Source organism: Pseudomonas sp. AG1028 (assembly GCF_007993955.1).
In the GTDB taxonomy this organism is placed as follows: domain Bacteria; phylum Pseudomonadota; class Gammaproteobacteria; order Pseudomonadales; family Pseudomonadaceae; genus Aquipseudomonas; species Aquipseudomonas straminea.
The window spans coordinates 74,800-89,219 of the sequence record NZ_VIVP01000010.1 but is presented as its reverse complement, the minus strand read 5'-3'; the positions used below and the strand labels follow the sequence as shown (position 1 = coordinate 89,219).

Below are 14,420 nucleotides of genomic sequence, written 5' to 3'. Positions count from 1 at the left end.
GCCATCGCCTGTCGCGCCCCTGTAAATCGGCGGCCATGGGCAGTAGAATCACGGGCTTTCGAACAACCCCGTGGAGTGGATGGCATGGCGGACGTCAAAAAGGTAGTTCTGGCCTATTCCGGTGGCCTGGACACCTCGGTGATCCTCAAGTGGCTGCAAGATACCTATAACTGTGAAGTGGTGACCTTCACCGCCGATCTCGGCCAGGGCGAAGAGGTCGAGCCGGCCCGCGCCAAGGCTCAGGCCATGGGCGTCAAGGAAATCTACATCGACGACCTGCGCGAAGAGTTCGTGCGTGATTTCGTCTACCCGATGTTCCGCGCCAACACCATCTACGAAGGCGAGTACCTGCTGGGTACCTCCATCGCCCGTCCGCTGATCGCCAAGCGCCTGATCGAGATCGCCAACGAGACTGGCGCCGACGCCATCTCCCACGGCGCGACTGGCAAGGGTAACGACCAGGTACGTTTCGAGCTGGGCGCCTACGCGCTCAAGCCAGGCGTCAAGGTCATCGCCCCGTGGCGCGAGTGGGATCTGCTGTCGCGCGAGAAGCTGATGGACTACGCCGAGAAGCACGCCATCCCGATCGAGCGTCACGGCAAGAAGAAGTCGCCGTACTCCATGGATGCCAACCTGCTGCACATCTCCTACGAAGGCGGCGTGCTGGAAGACACCTGGACCGAGCACGAAGAAGACATGTGGCGTTGGACCAAGTCGCCGGAAGCGGCGCCGGATACCCCGACCTACATCGAGCTGACCTACAAGGCCGGTGACATCGTCGCCATCGACGGCAAGGAACTGAGCCCGGCCACCGTGCTGGCCGAACTGAACCGCATCGGCGGCGAGAACGGCATCGGCCGGTTGGACATCGTCGAGAACCGTTTCGTCGGCATGAAGTCCCGTGGCTGCTATGAAACCCCGGGCGGCACCATCATGCTCAAGGCTCACCGTGCCATCGAGTCGATCACTCTGGACCGCGAAGTCGCTCACCTCAAAGACGAACTGATGCCCAAGTACGCCAGCCTGATATACAACGGTTTCTGGTGGAGCCCGGAGCGTCTGATGCTGCAACAGATGATCGACGCATCTCAGGCCAGCGTGAACGGTGTGGTTCGCCTGAAGCTGTACAAGGGCAACGTCATCGTTGTCGGCCGCAAGTCCGACGATTCGCTGTTCGATGCCAACATCGCCACCTTCGAAGAAGACGGCGGTGCCTATAACCAGGCCGACGCGGCGGGCTTCATCAAGCTCAACGCCCTGCGTCTGCGCATCGCAGCCGGTAAGGATCGCAAGCTGCTGTAAACGCTGGCATCCCGCTCACAGCGCAGCCCCGCATTCGTCGGGGCTGCGCTGGGCGATTCACGACTCTGTTTCCATCACCCGCACCTCTTTCACCGCTCTGGCTCTACGGCCGGCAGGGGCGATTGGCTGTGGGCGTGATGATTTGGGGCGGGGAATGCCCGCCAGGCGTGCTGGCGGGTGAGGGGAGATCGTCAGGCTTTGCGAGTCAATGGTTGCTGGTCGAACGCAACGCCGGCCAAGCCGCTCTTCATCAGGGCGCGGATGTTGCCATGGTCACTGCCTTCGGGCGTGGCCAAAACGCTGCGGTAGTGCTCGCCAAAGCACTGCAGGGCTTCCTGATCGCTCAGGCCTTCGAGCAGGGCCAGGCCCAAGGTCTTGCACGAACCTTCGTTCTGCCCAGCAGCGTTTTCCATTTCGCCGTTACGAAAGGCGCTCTGCTGGTAGTCGTAATGCTCAGCAATAAAAGCTAGGGTTTCGGCGAAGGCGAAATGCTCGGCGCCCAGGCGTGTGCGGAAATCGTTCAGGTGGCTCATGCGGATCCTTTCGGGTTCTTGGCGTTGAAGGCAGCCTGCTGCTCCTGGCTGGCTTCGGTCTGGTACTTGGCTTTCCACTCGGCGTAGGGCATGCCGTAGACCTCTTCGCGGGCCTGATCCGGAGTGATGGCGATTTCCAGGTCGTCGGCTGCGGCCTTGTACCATTTGGACAGGCAGTTGCGGCAGAAACCGGCTAGGTTCATCAGGTCGATGTTCTGCACGTCCGGGCGTTCACGCAGATGCTGAACCAGGCGGCGATAGGCGGCAGCTTCCAGTTCGAGGCGTTGTTGGTCGTTCATGGCGATGCTCTCTCCGGGAGGGATGGCGGCGATGATAGAAGCCGGCAGGCCGCTCGGCAACCGGGCGGCCGATGGCTCAGCGATGCCCGGCGAGGGTGATCGATACCGACTCGGCGAAGCGCAGCGCGTGGGGCTTGTCGACCTCCACTTCGGCATAGCGCACGGCCTCGTGGGTCATCACCAGGTCGAGAATCTCCTGGGTCAGTCGCTCCAACAGGGCGAAGCGGTTGCCTTCCACGTGGGCGATGATGGCCTTGGTGATGGTGCGGTAGTTGAGTGCATGCTCGATGTCGTTATCACGCACCGCGTCGACGGCAGGGTAGAGGATGGTCAGGTTGATCAACACGTCCTGCTTGTTGTTGATCTCCTCTTCCTTGATGCCGATGAAGGTGCGCAGGCGCAGGTCCTTGACGCGGATGCGCGCCATGCCGGGTTCGAGTCTGGGCATGTTTACTTGCTCCGTCCGATCAGTTGCAGGAATTCGTGACGGGTATTGTAGGACTCGCGGAAGGCGCCGAGCATCACCGAGGTGCTCATCACCGAGTTCTGCTTCTCCACGCCGCGCATCATCATGCACATGTGCTGGGCTTCGATCACCACGGCCACGCCGGCGGCCTGGGTGACCTGTTCGATGGCGGTGGCGATCTGCCGGGTGAGGTTTTCCTGGATCTGCAGGCGGCGCGCGTACATGTCGACGATACGCGCGATCTTCGACAGGCCGAGCACCTTGCCGGTGGGGATGTAAGCCACGTGCGCCTTGCCGATAAAAGGCAGCAGGTGGTGCTCGCACAGCGAATAGAGTTCGATGTCCTTGACGATCACCATCTCATCGCTTTCCGAACTGAACAGCGCGCCGTTGACGACTTCCTCCAGGCTCTTCTCGTAGCCGTTGCACAGGTACTGCATGGCCTTGGCGGCGCGCTTGGGCGTGTCGAGCAGGCCTTCGCGCTCGGGATTCTCGCCGAGGCCAACGAGGATTTCACGGTAATGGTTGGGCAGTAATGGGTTCATCGTCAGGTCCTCAAAGCGGCTTATTTGAGATGGCGGCCGCCGTTCACGGTCAGGGTGGTGCCAGTGATGTAGGGGTTGTCCAGCAAGTAGCGCAGGCTCTGGTAGATCACCTGGGGGCCGGGTTCGAAACCCAGGGCGGATTTGCTCAGGGCCTTGGCGCGGTATTGGGCGTCGTCTTCTTCGTTGAACATCAACAGCGCCGGGGCGATGCCGTTGACTTTGATGTCGGGCGCGAAGCGGGCCGCGAACGACAGGGTTAGGCTGTCCAGGCCTGCCTTGCTGGCGCAGTAGGCCGGGCGGTTGCTCGAACCCTTGCGCACCACGTCATCGCTGATGTGGATGATGTCTGCCTGCTCGCTGCGCTGCAGCAGTTCGGCGCAGTGCAGGTTGATCAGGTAGGGCGCCAGCATGTGCACGGTGAACAGCTGCGTGAAGGCCGAGGCCTCCTCGTCGGGCGCCTCGGCGAACCAGGCCGAGGCGTTGTGCACGATGGCGCGCAGGCTATCGGTATGTGTTTTGAGTTCGCTAATGAAGGCCAGGATGCTGGCTTCGTCGCGAAAGTCGGCTTGCAGGGTCAGCGCACCGCGCTCGCGTAGGCGTAGCAGAGCAGGTCTTTCGCTGCGAAAGGTGAGGATCACCTGATGGCCGTCGTCGAGCAGGCGTTCGGCGCAATGCAGACCGACGCGCTGACTGGCACCGGTGATCAGAATCGGGGCGTTGCTGGCGCTCATAGAAGTCGACCGCAGGTGAACGAAGGAGGCGCCGCAATGCATGCCGGCTAATCAGGTTGTACAACGTTATAGCAGCCGTACAACCTGTACAACCCTTCGACTTCTACGGGAAAGTGAAATGCCGTCACCGTAAGGCGCCGGCGTACTGATTCAGCTGTTTGTCGAAGGGCTCGCGCGGCGCGGCATTGCTGCACTGCGGGTACCTTGCAGCCAGGGGGCGAGCATGCGGGTGACCAGCGGAATGAACAGGTAGGTCATCAGCGGCGTCAGCGCCAGGGTGCTTAGCAATATGCGGGTGACCAGTGGCACATCGGCCAGCAGACCGCCAAACAGCAGGTTGAAACATAGCGAAACCGGAAAGAACGCCAGCCAGATGGCGATGGTCTGCTTCCAGCGCGGCGGCTGGCGCACGCCGCTACCGAACCAGGCATCCAGACCCAGGGCACGATGTTCGTGGGGTTGGGCGAACAGGCCCTTGCCGCGCTCCAGCCAGGTCCGGCGGGAAGCGGAGTGCTCCCAGGTGGCCATGGTGTGCTCGTCGGTGAAGCGGAAGATCATCTGGAATTCGTCGTCGCCAGGCGGCGGGGCGAGTACGCCCGAACCCAGATAGCCGGGAAAGTCGGTAGCCAGTTGCTCGCCTTCGCGCAGCCAGGCGATGAAGTCGTGATAGCGCTCGCCAGCGACGCGGCGCGCCACCATGAGGGTGACCGGTTCGGTAGACATCGTGTATCTCCTGCTGAGCACATGACCAGGGTAGGGCCAGGCGATAGACGCGGTTCGGGGTGTTGAGCCGCGTCGTGATTGCAGCAAGGATTATTCCTATTTCCGGCCAATTAGCTAGAGGCCTTTTCGGGCAAACTGAAAAATATGGCCAGGTGCCTGCATCTACAGGGACGAAAGGCAATTTGCCGTTCGTCGGCCAAAGCGGCATTCGCCAGTCGGCCACCCGCGATTCACTTCAACTTTGCACCGGCTTGGGCAGTCTGGATTCGTTAGGGAGCACAGCAGCCGGGAGTTCTTATCGCCTGTACAGGGCCTGTACAAGTAACGTCAATGGCGGCCCGAGCTGGAGTAGACTTGTGAAATTCTGACCTCAGCAACGGTTTTTTCTATGTCCGATCTGGTTGGTTCCGCACCTTTCAACGTCAATGCCTTTAAGGAAGAGGACCTGTTCCCGATCCGCGAGGTGTCGCGCTTGACTGGCGTGAACCCGGTGACGCTGCGCGCCTGGGAGCGGCGCTACGGCCTCATTCAGCCGGTTCGCACCGACAGTGGCCACAGGCTTTATTCCCCGGCAGACGTGGAAATGGTGCGTAGCGTACTGGCGTGGATCGAGCGCGGCGTGCCGGTTAGCAAGGTTGGGCGCATCCTGGCGCGCAATGAAACCACTCAGGCCAGCGTCACGCCGACTTACGAATCGGCCACCTCGGGTGAGTGGGCGCAGTGGCAAACGCGGCTACTGGCGGCTGTGCAGGCATTCGACGAGGCCGAGCTTGATCGGGTCTACGGCCAGGTGTTTTCCAGCTATCCGCAAGCAGTGACCTTTCAAGACATCATCATGCCGCTCTGGCAGCGTTTGTTGCTGCGTTACGGGCGGCCGGGCTACGGCAGCGAGTGGCTGTTCTTCGACACCTACCTGCGCACCCGGGTGTTGCAGCGCCTGCACAACCTGCGGGACGAGCCAGGCCGTCGCCTGTTGCTGGTGGCGTTGCCGGGGCGCTGCCGCGAGCTGGAGTTGCTGGTGACCGGGCTGTTGCTCAATCCGCCCGACGCCGCGGTGTATGTACTTGGCATTGGGCAAGCGCTGGAAGAGCTGCCGCAGGTATGCGACAAGATGCAACCGGTGGCGGTGGTGGTGTTTTCCAATCAAGCGCCGGCCGCCGACACCGCGCAACAGCTGGAGCGTCTGTCGATGAGCCTGGAATGCCCACTGGCCATCGTAGGCGAGGGTGCCGATCTCTTGGAGGATACCTTCCGCGGCTCGGCCATCGCTTGTCTGGGCAGCGACGGACGACTGATCAGACGCCGTCTGCGGCAGTTTCTGACCGGGCGGCTGGATACCTAAGTGGCCTTAGAGGCTGTGCGCTTCGGGGTAGAGCTTGCGGTGCTGCTGGTACAGGTGCGCCTGCAGGCGCTCGCTGCTGTCTTCGTCGAGCGCCAGTTCGTAGGCCAGCATACCCTCGTCGGTAATGCGCACCAGGCTGCCCTGCAGGATCACCGGCTCGATATCCTCGATATCCAAACCCAGGCTGAAGCGCTCCGGCGGCGAGGCCTTGGCGGTTTGCGCCACCAGCAGGCCGCTCAGTGAAAGTTCATGAATCTCCAGGCTGCTCGGCTGGCCGTCACGGCGCAGTAACGGCTGCGGCGGGTCCAGTGGCAGGCGCCAGGCGCGGTTGAAGGAACCTTCCTCGAAAATCTGCGGCACGCCCAGCTCCAGATGCGGTGTGTTATGGGCATCGGTGACCAGGTGCGGTTTGAAGGTCAGGCGTTGATTGTCGATGTGCGCTTCGATGGTCAACTGCTCCTTGGCAGCGCAACTGGCCAGCAGCTCAGCGGTCTGACGTGCAGCATCGACCTGCAGAACCGGTTCTGGCTCGGCGGGTGTGGGAGCGCTTTCCGTAAGCTGTTGAATGAATTCCATTTCGAGCGGGGTTAACAGCGACGAGTCTTGCATGACTGCTTCTACGCAAGGGAGTGGGGCTCCCTTGTGACAACTCGCAACCCCTTTCGTTACCGCTACCGAGCGTTTTTAAGCGTTGCCAGTTCGGCGCGCACCTGCATCAGCTCGGCTTCGAGGTCTTTGACCCGCTGCTGATTGGCGACGTGTTCGCTGACGTCCTTCTGGATGCCGATGTAGTAGGTCAGCTGATCGGCTTCGTTGAAAACCGGGGTGATCGACAGCTCGTTCCAAAAGGTGCTGCCGTCCTTGCGGTAGTTGCGAATCACCTCACGGCAGGGCTGGCGGCTGTGGATGGCCTTGCGGATCAGCTTTAAGGCGGGCTGATCGCGCTCCTCGCCCTGCAGGAATCGGCAGTCCTGATAGAGGATCTCTTCGCCGTTGTAGCCGGTCAGTGCTTCGAAGGCTGGGTTTGCGTAGATGAGAATGTGGTCATCGCCTTCCTGTTCCGCGACCACGATGCCGTCGTTTGAAGCCTCGACCACCCGTTGCAGCAAGTTGGCATTGATCATCACAAGCGCCCCCGTCGATTTTCGCCAGTCTATCAGAGGTACTCCTAATGCCGCTTCGCTGTGCGCGGCAGCGCCGCGTGATACGGCATAATGGCGCGCAGTTCTAATCGATGGAGTTTTCATGAAAGTCGCGATTCTTTCCGGTTCGGTTTACGGCACTGCTGAAGAAGTGGCCCGGCATGCCGAGTCGCTGCTCAAAAAGGCCGGTATCCAAGCCTGGCACAACCCGCGCGCTACCCTGGATGAGGTCAAGGCTTTCGCCCCTGAAGCCTTTCTGGTGGTGACGTCGACCACCGGCATGGGTGAGCTGCCGGATAACCTGCAACCGCTGTATCACCATATCCGCGATCAGCTGCCGGCCTGGAGTGGTCTGCCGGGCGGGGTGATCGCCCTGGGCGACTCCAGCTATGGCGATACCTATTGCGCAGGCGGCGAACAGGCCCGCGAACTGTATGGCGAACTGGGCGTGCGCGAAGTGCTGCCGATGCTGCGTATCGATGCCAGCGAAAGCGTCACCCCGGAGCAGGATGCGGAGCCGTGGATCGGCGAATTTGTCGAGATGTTGCAGGAAAACGACCGTTTATCCTGATTTACGAACGTTGTCGAACCTCGGCCAGTCGGGTGTAGGGAGCGTTCGCTTTCATTGAAGAAAGCGGATGAGCTTGCCCACCAACTGGATGAAAGGTGACGACAATGAACAAGATGAAGATTCCTGCCCTCGTACTTAGCGGCCTGCTAGCCGGTGCCGTTCTGCCTGCCGTTGCGGATTCCAGCGCGCCGGCCCCGGGCACCACTACGCCGCAGCCGTCGACCACACCGGGTGCCCCGCCTACCGATAACGGCATGATGACCCCGGGCACTCCTGCGCCTGGTACCGATGGCACCAGCACCACCCCGGGCACCGGAACGGGGACCGGCAATGGCACGGGCGCTGGTTCCGATCCGATGCCTGGCGGCACCGGTACCAACGGTGGCGGCACCGGAGGTTCGGGCACCGGGACAGGTACCGGCACCGGCACCGGCGGCGGCATGGGTGGCGGCACCGGTGGTAGCGGCGGTGCAGGTGGCACTGGCGGCGGCGCCAGCCAGTAAGCGCTCATCGGCGTGGGTGTTTCTACCCCAAGGGGTTGGGAACACCCGCCCATGGCCAGGCCCTAGCGAGTGGCCTTGATTCCGTATTTGCGCAGGCGCGTGGCGATCGCACTGTGTGACGTATGCAGGCGTGCCGCCAATTGGCGCGTCGAGGGATGGCTGACGTAGAGCCGTTCCAGCAACTCCTTCTCGAATGCCGATACAGCCGCCTCCAGGCTGATCACTTCTCCTCCCGATTGCTGCTGAGCCACTGCCGTGCCGGCAATGTCCAGATCATCGACCTGCACCAGATTGCTTTCGCATATGGCGGCAGCCCGGAAGATCACGTTCTGCAACTGACGCACGTTACCTGGCCAGCGATTGCCGAGCAGGGCCGGATAGGTGTCCGGCGTCAGGCGGCACTGGGTGCGCTGAATCTGCGCGCAGGCCTGCTGCATGAAATGACGAGCCAGCAGCACGATGTCCTGGCCGCGTTCGCGCAACGGCGGCACTTGCAGGTTCAACACGTTCAGGCGGTAGAACAGATCCTCGCGAAATTCGCCCTCGGCGACCATGCGTTCCAGATCGCGGTGCGTGGCGCTGATGATGCGCACGTTCACGCGCTCTTCGCGGTCGCCACCGACCCGGCGAAAGGTGCCGTCGCTGAGAAAGCGCAGCAGCTTGGCCTGCAGGTACGGCGACATCTCGCCGATCTCGTCGAGAAAGACCGTGCCGTGATTGGCCAGCTCCAGCAGCCCGGGCTTGCCGCCGCGCTGGGCGCCGGTGAAGGCGCCGGGGGCGTAGCCGAACAGTTCGCTCTCGGCGAGGCTTTCCGGCAAAGCCGCGCAGTTGAGTGCCAGGAACGGTGCGCCATGGCGTGGGCTCAGGGCATGGCAGGCACGCGCGACCAGCTCCTTGCCGGTGCCGGTTTCGCCGTGGATCAGTAGTGGTGCATCGAGCGTCGCCACTCGCTGGGCGCGAGCCTTGAGGGTGCGGATGGGCAGCGAGTCGCCCAGCAGCGAATCGAATCCCTCGGCATGATCGTGGTGCAGCGCGGCGAGGCGCGCGCCGATGCGGCTGGGCTCGTAAAGGGTGAGCAGGGCACCCGCCAACTGGCCGGCTTCGGCGGTTTCGCTGATCGGCGCGGCGTCGAGCAACAACGCCTGGCCGTTGAGCGTCACCTCGCGCAGCGGCAGGCGAAACTGCTGGTCGAGCAGCGCCTGATGCAGATCGGCGTCGGCGAACAGCTCGCCCAACGCTTCGCCCTCCGGCTCCCGGCCGCACAGGGCAATCAGCGCCGGGTTGGCCAGCAGCACACGGCCGCCGCCATCGACCGCCAGCACCGGATCGCTCATGGCGGCCAGCAAGGCGTCGAGCTGCAGGCGCCGACGTTGCCCCGGCAGGATGTCGACCACCGTCACCGCCTGCACGCCGCGCACCTTGAACAGTGCATCGCGCAGTTCGTCGAGCACTTCGGCGCTGAGCGTCGGTGCGTCGATGTAGACGTTGGGCGGCACCATCTCCACGGCGTCGAGATTGAGGTTGCGACCGCCCAGCAGGGCGAGCACTTCCTGGGTGATTCCAACGCGATCGATGAAGGTGACGTGAATGCGCATGACGAGCCGGGCGAGGGGAGAACGGTGGCGCAGTATGCCCGGTCTGCGCTGCGGCTGTTAACCGCCATGGATAGTTAATCTGAGCGTAACGATCTGCCGTCGGGCTTGATTGATGGCCTTCGCCGCGACTTCTAAGGTGCCTCCACGACAGCGGAACTCGTGGAGTCTTCAATGACAATAACAATATCCCCACCGTCGCAATGGTCGCGGCGCCGAGTCGAGAAAACGCGGCGGCTCGACCAGGTGCGTCATCTCGCCGATGGTGTGGTGCTGCCGGGTGACAAGATCGTCGCGGCGCTCGAAGCCTTGATCGCGCCCGGTGACCGCGTGGTGCTCGAAGGCAACAACCAGAAGCAGGCGGATTTCCTCTCCCGCTCGCTGGCCCAGGTCGATCCCGGTCGCCTCCACGACCTGCACATGATCATGCCCAGCGTCAGCCGCGCCGAGCATCTCGACCTGTTCGAGCGCGGCATCGCCCGCAAGCTCGACTTCTCCTTCGCCGGCCCGCAGAGCCTGCGCATCGGCCAGTTGCTCGAAGACGGCCTGTTGGAAGTCGGCGCCATCCACACCTACATCGAACTCTACTCGCGCCTGTTGGTGGACCTGATTCCCAACGTCGCGCTGGTCGCCGGCTTCCAGGCCGACCGCCACGGCAACATCTACACCGGCCCAAGCACCGAGGACACTCCGGCGCTGGTCGAACCCACCGCCTTCTCCGACGGCATCGTGATCTTCCAGGTCAACGAGATCGTCGACGAGCTGCCGCGTGTGGACATCCCCGCTTCCTGGGTCGACTTCGTGGTGGTGGCCGACAAGCCCTTCTATATCGAGCCGCTGTTTACCCGCGATCCGCGCCACATCACGTCGGTGCATGTGTTGATGGCGATGATGGCGATCCGCGGCATCTACGAAAAACACAACGTGCAGTCGCTCAATCACGGCATCGGTTTCAACACTGCCGCCATCGAGCTGATCCTGCCGACCTACGGCGAATCGCTGGGGCTGAAGGGCAAGATCTGCCGCAATTGGACGCTCAACCCGCACCCGACGCTGATCCCGGCCATCGAGACCGGCTGGGTGGAAAGCGTGCACTGCTTCGGCACCGAGCTGGGCATGGAGGGTTACATCGCCCAGCGCCCGGACGTGTTCTTCACCGGTCGCGACGGCTCGATGCGCTCCAACCGCATGATGTGCCAGCTGGCCGGGCAGTACGCGGTCGACCTGTTTATCGGCGCCACGCTGCAAGTGGACGGTGATGGTCATTCCTCCACCGTGACCCGTGGCCGCCTGGCCGGCTTCGGCGGTGCACCGAACATGGGCCATGACCCGCGCGGTCGGCGTCATTCGACGCCTGCCTGGCTGGACATGCGCCCAGGCGACAGCGACGCGCCGCTGCTCGAGCGTGGCAAGAAGCTGGTGGTGCAGATGGTCGAGACCTTCCAGGAGGGCGGCAAACCCACCTTCGTCGAGCAGCTCGATGCGGTAGCGATGGCGCAGAAGGTCGGCATGCCGCTGGCGCCGATCATGATCTACGGCGACGACGTCACCCACCTGCTTACCGAGGAAGGTATCGCCTACCTGTACAAGGCGCGCACCCTGGAGGAGCGCCAGGCGATGATCGCCGCGGTGGCCGGCGTCACTTCCATCGGCCTGCGCCACGACCCGAAAGACACTGCACGCATGCGCCGTGAAGGGCTGATCGCCCTGCCCGAAGACCTCGGCATCCGTCGCACCGATGCCAGCCGCGAACTGCTCGCAGCCAAGAGTATCGCCGAGCTGGTCGAGTGGTCGGGCGGTCTGTACAACCCGCCTGCCAAGTTCAGGAGCTGGTGATGAATGCACTCACTGCAATTCAGCCCCAGCTTTCGCTGAGCGACTGGCTGGCCGATCTGACTGTGGACGCGCTGATCGACGAGGCCGACCTGTCGCCCAAGCCAGGGCTGGTCGACCGGCGCGGCAGTGGCGCGCACACCGATCTGCACCTGGGCCTGATGCACGCTTCGGCGCTGGCCCTGTGGCCGAGCTTCAAGGCCATGGCCGATGCCGCGCAGCAACGCGGTGCCATCGACCAGGCACTGCGTGAGGACGTTGGCCGCATCGGTCGCGAAGGTGAGGTGGAGATGCTGCGCGTCACTGGCGGCGTCAACACCCATCGCGGCGCGATCTGGGCGCTGGGGCTGCTCAGTGCCGCTGCCGCACTCGAACCCTGCGAGTTGGCACCAGAACAGGTCGCGGTGCGCGCCGCACGCCTGGCCCTGCTCAATGACCGCGCCGCGCCCGTCACTGGCGACAGCCATGGCGCCCAGGTCTGCCGTCTGTACGGTGTGCATGGCGCCCGTGAGGAAGCACAGCTGGGCTTCCCGGCGGTGATCCAGCAGGCGCTGCCGCAACTGGCGCGCAGCCGCGCCGCCGGGGCAGGGGAGCAGAACGCTCGCCTGGATGCGCTGCTGGCGATCATGACCCAGCTGGCCGACACCTGCGTGCTCTATCGCGCCGGCATGGCCGGGCTGGTCAGCATGCAGAGCGGCGCCCGCGCGGTGCTCGCTGCCGGCGGTTGCGCCAGCCTCGACGGCCGTCGCCATTTGCGTGACCTCGAACGCGACATGCTGCGCCTGCGTGCCTCGCCTGGCGGCGCTGCCGATCTGCTCGCCGCCACCCTGTTCCTCGACCGCCTGCAGCATGGCCTGCCGGCGCAGCTTGGGAGTCTGTGAAATGGAAACCCTGTCTTTTCAATTCCCCGCCGGGCAACCGGCCAAGGGTCGCGCGCTGGTGGGCTGCGTTGGCTCCGGCGACCTGGAAGTGCTGCTCGAACCCGGCCAGGCCGGCACCCTGGCCATCCAGGTGGTGACCTCGGTGAACGGCAGCGCACCGCGCTGGCAGCTCTTGTTCGAACGCATGTTCCGTGAGCAGCAGCTGCCCGCGCTGAACATCGCCATTCATGATTTTGGCGCCACGCCCGGCGTGGTGCGCCTACGCCTGGAGCAAGGCCTGGAGGAACTGAACCATGGCTGAGCAAAACATTGCGCGCCTGCTGGCGCAGCGCAGCTTCACTGAACTCGGTGCCCGCGGGCGAGCTCGCGCACTGCTCGATGCCGGCAGCTTCCGCGAGCTGCTCGATCCCTTCGCCCGGCTGATGTCGCCCTGGCTGCCCAAGCAGGGCATCGTGCCGCAGGCCGATGACGGCGTGGTGGTGGCCAAGGGGTTGATCGACGGCCAGTCTGCGGTGGTGATCGCCATCGAAGGTGCCTTCCAGGGCGGCAGCCTCGGCGAAGTGGGTGGGGCGAAGATCGCCGGTGCCCTGGAGCTGGCGGCTGAAGACAATAAGGCCGGTACGCCGACCCGTGCCGTGTTGCTGCTGGAAACCGGTGGCGTGCGCCTGCAGGAAGCTAACCTGGGCCTGGCGGCCATCGCCGAGATCCAGGCTGCCATCGTCGAGCTGCGCCAGTATCAGCCGGTGATCGGCCTGGTCGCCGGCCCGGTCGGCTGCTTCGGTGGCATGTCCATCGCTGCCGGGCTGTGCAGCTATCTGCTGGTGACCCGCGAAGCGCGCCTGGGCCTCAACGGCCCGCAGGTGATCGAACAGGAAGCCGGGCTGGATGAATACGACTCGCGCGACCGCCCCTTTATCTGGAGCCTGACCGGCGGCGAGCAGCGCCACGCCAGCGGCCTGGTCGACGGCTACGTGAGTGATGACGTTGAGGCCATTCGCAGCGAGCTGCATGGGCTGTTCGCCAAGGGCAAGCCTGAGCTTGAGCGCAGCCGTCGCCATGCCTGGTTCCTCGAGTGCCTGCGTGACGTCGACACCTCGATCCAGGCCGATGCCGCTGCCGTGCGCAGCGCCTACCAGGGAGCATGACCATGACCACTGCACTGGAACAACGCGGCCTGCACTGGTTCAACGCCTTGGCCGGCAACGCGCAGCCGATTTCCGGGCTGCCCGCCTCGCTACGGGTAGCCGACGGCGAGCTGGCCGGCCAGCCGGCGCGCTATCTGGCGGTGATCGCCGATGCCGGCAACCCCTTTCCCCGGGCTCGCAACGGCGAGGTCGGCCTGCTCGAAGGCTGGGGCCTGGCCCAGGCGGTCGACGAGGCCATCGAGGCGGATCGCGACAAGGCGCACAAGCGCGCACTGATCGCCATCGTCGACGTGCCGAGCCAGGCCTATGGCCGTCGCGAAGAAGCCTACGGCATTCATCAGGCCCTGGCCGGCGCGGTGGACGCTTATGCCCGTGCCCGTCTGGCCGGCCATGGGGTGGTCGGTCTGCTGGTCGGCAAGGCCATGTCCGGCGCCTTTCTCGCCCACGGCTACCAGGCCAATCGACTGATCGCCCTGCGCGATGCCGGGGTGATGGTGCACGCCATGGGCAAGGCCGCCGCGGCGCGCATCACCCTGCGCAGCGTCGATGAGCTGGAAGCGCTGGCCGCCAGCGTGCCGCCAATGGCTTACGACCTGGATAACTACGCCTCGCTCGGCCTGCTCGCCGAGGTGCTCGACGTCGAGCAGGTGACGCAGCCCACGGCTGCCGACCTGACCCATGTGCAGGGCGCCCTGGGTCGCGCGCTGGCCGACATCGCCGCCAGCCCCCTTGACTTGCGCAACCGCCTGGGCGCCGCCAACCGTGCGGCCTCTTCGCAGGTGCGCGAATTGCTGCGCGCGCAGTGGTAGGAG

At 64.1% G+C, this 14,420-nt stretch carries 18 protein-coding genes; 9 read left to right on the top strand and 9 right to left on the bottom strand.

The window, feature by feature from the left end; translation table 11 throughout:
- Positions 1 to 84 precede the first annotated feature (84 nt).
- Positions 85 to 1,302: an argininosuccinate synthase gene (locus FB481_RS17555; protein WP_013790449.1), complete on the top strand. Its 1,218-nt coding sequence runs from the start codon at positions 85 to 87 to the stop codon at positions 1,300 to 1,302.
- Positions 1,303 to 1,493: 191 nt separating this feature from the next.
- Here FB481_RS17555 and FB481_RS17550 read toward each other — a convergent pair whose 3' ends face one another.
- The 6 genes from FB481_RS17550 to FB481_RS17525 form a co-directional block, all read right to left on the bottom strand.
- Positions 1,494 to 1,835 (bottom strand): HopJ type III effector protein, encoded by a 342-nt coding sequence (locus FB481_RS17550; protein ID WP_093507404.1) that lies wholly within the window; start codon positions 1,833 to 1,835, stop codon positions 1,494 to 1,496.
- Complete coding sequence (locus FB481_RS17545; protein ID WP_093507402.1) at positions 1,832 to 2,134, bottom strand: DUF1244 domain-containing protein; 303 nt, start codon at positions 2,132 to 2,134, stop codon at positions 1,832 to 1,834. The genes FB481_RS17550 and FB481_RS17545 overlap by 4 nt, the downstream gene beginning before the upstream one ends.
- A 76-nt stretch (positions 2,135 to 2,210) precedes the next feature.
- Entirely contained in the window at positions 2,211 to 2,582 is a 372-nt protein-coding gene (gene folX, locus FB481_RS17540) for a dihydroneopterin triphosphate 2'-epimerase (protein WP_070885581.1), read from the bottom strand.
- 2 nt (positions 2,583 to 2,584) lie between these two features.
- Entirely contained in the window at positions 2,585 to 3,145 is a 561-nt protein-coding gene (gene folE, locus FB481_RS17535; protein WP_093507400.1) for a GTP cyclohydrolase I FolE, read from the bottom strand.
- 20 nt (positions 3,146 to 3,165) lie between these two features.
- Positions 3,166 to 3,876, bottom strand: a complete 711-nt coding sequence (gene folM / locus FB481_RS17530) for a dihydromonapterin reductase (RefSeq protein ID WP_147177183.1) — start codon at positions 3,874 to 3,876, stop codon at positions 3,166 to 3,168.
- Between the two features lie 150 nt (positions 3,877 to 4,026).
- Positions 4,027 to 4,599, bottom strand: coding sequence for an antibiotic biosynthesis monooxygenase (locus tag FB481_RS17525; RefSeq protein ID WP_147177182.1), 573 nt, complete (start codon positions 4,597 to 4,599; stop codon positions 4,027 to 4,029).
- Positions 4,600 to 4,987: 388 nt separating this feature from the next.
- On the opposite strand from FB481_RS17525, the gene FB481_RS17520 reads away from it, so the two are divergent.
- The gene (locus FB481_RS17520; protein ID WP_147177181.1) at positions 4,988 to 5,941 is read left to right on the top strand and encodes a MerR family transcriptional regulator; all 954 of its coding nucleotides are present in this window, start codon (positions 4,988 to 4,990) and stop codon (positions 5,939 to 5,941) included.
- A 6-nt stretch (positions 5,942 to 5,947) separates the two neighbouring features.
- Here the strand turns inward: FB481_RS17520 and FB481_RS17515 are convergent, their stop codons facing one another.
- Both FB481_RS17515 and FB481_RS17510 read right to left on the bottom strand, forming a co-directional pair.
- Positions 5,948 to 6,550 (bottom strand): hypothetical protein, encoded by a 603-nt coding sequence (locus FB481_RS17515; RefSeq protein ID WP_093507392.1) that lies wholly within the window; start codon positions 6,548 to 6,550, stop codon positions 5,948 to 5,950.
- Between the two features lie 62 nt (positions 6,551 to 6,612).
- Positions 6,613 to 7,065 carry a PAS domain-containing protein gene (locus tag FB481_RS17510; protein WP_093507390.1) on the bottom strand — a complete coding sequence of 151 codons (453 nt, stop codon included), beginning with the start codon at positions 7,063 to 7,065 and terminating at the stop codon, positions 6,613 to 6,615.
- Between the two features lie 121 nt (positions 7,066 to 7,186).
- On the opposite strand from FB481_RS17510, the gene FB481_RS17505 reads away from it, so the two are divergent.
- Positions 7,187 to 7,654, top strand: a complete 468-nt coding sequence (locus tag FB481_RS17505) for a flavodoxin (RefSeq protein ID WP_093507388.1) — start codon at positions 7,187 to 7,189, stop codon at positions 7,652 to 7,654.
- Between the two features lie 104 nt (positions 7,655 to 7,758).
- The gene (locus FB481_RS23230; protein ID WP_178109895.1) at positions 7,759 to 8,157 is read left to right on the top strand and encodes a hypothetical protein; all 399 of its coding nucleotides are present in this window, start codon (positions 7,759 to 7,761) and stop codon (positions 8,155 to 8,157) included.
- Between the two features lie 62 nt (positions 8,158 to 8,219).
- Here the strand turns inward: FB481_RS23230 and FB481_RS17495 are convergent, their stop codons facing one another.
- The gene (locus tag FB481_RS17495) at positions 8,220 to 9,752 is read right to left on the bottom strand and encodes a sigma-54-dependent transcriptional regulator (protein ID WP_147177180.1); all 1,533 of its coding nucleotides are present in this window, start codon (positions 9,750 to 9,752) and stop codon (positions 8,220 to 8,222) included.
- Between the two features lie 171 nt (positions 9,753 to 9,923).
- Between FB481_RS17495 and mdcA the strand changes: the two genes are divergently transcribed.
- From mdcA to mdcE, 5 genes are read left to right on the top strand one after another with little or no spacing between them, the layout of a single operon-like run.
- Positions 9,924 to 11,585, top strand: a complete 1,662-nt coding sequence (gene mdcA / locus FB481_RS17490; RefSeq protein ID WP_147177179.1) for a malonate decarboxylase subunit alpha — start codon at positions 9,924 to 9,926, stop codon at positions 11,583 to 11,585.
- Positions 11,585 to 12,463, top strand: coding sequence for a triphosphoribosyl-dephospho-CoA synthase (locus tag FB481_RS17485; RefSeq protein WP_147177178.1), 879 nt, complete (start codon positions 11,585 to 11,587; stop codon positions 12,461 to 12,463). Before mdcA ends, FB481_RS17485 begins: the two co-directional genes overlap by 1 nt.
- 1 nt (position 12,464) lies before the next feature.
- Positions 12,465 to 12,764 (top strand): malonate decarboxylase subunit delta, encoded by a 300-nt coding sequence (locus FB481_RS17480; protein ID WP_037005700.1) that lies wholly within the window; start codon positions 12,465 to 12,467, stop codon positions 12,762 to 12,764.
- A complete protein-coding gene (locus FB481_RS17475) occupies positions 12,757 to 13,608 on the top strand; it encodes a biotin-independent malonate decarboxylase subunit beta (RefSeq protein WP_147177177.1) in 852 nt (283 codons plus the stop codon). The genes FB481_RS17480 and FB481_RS17475 overlap by 8 nt, the downstream gene beginning before the upstream one ends.
- A gap of 2 nt (positions 13,609 to 13,610) precedes the next feature.
- Positions 13,611 to 14,417: a biotin-independent malonate decarboxylase subunit gamma gene (mdcE, locus tag FB481_RS17470; protein WP_147177176.1), complete on the top strand. Its 807-nt coding sequence runs from the start codon at positions 13,611 to 13,613 to the stop codon at positions 14,415 to 14,417.
- The last annotated feature ends 3 nt before the right edge of the window (positions 14,418 to 14,420 follow it).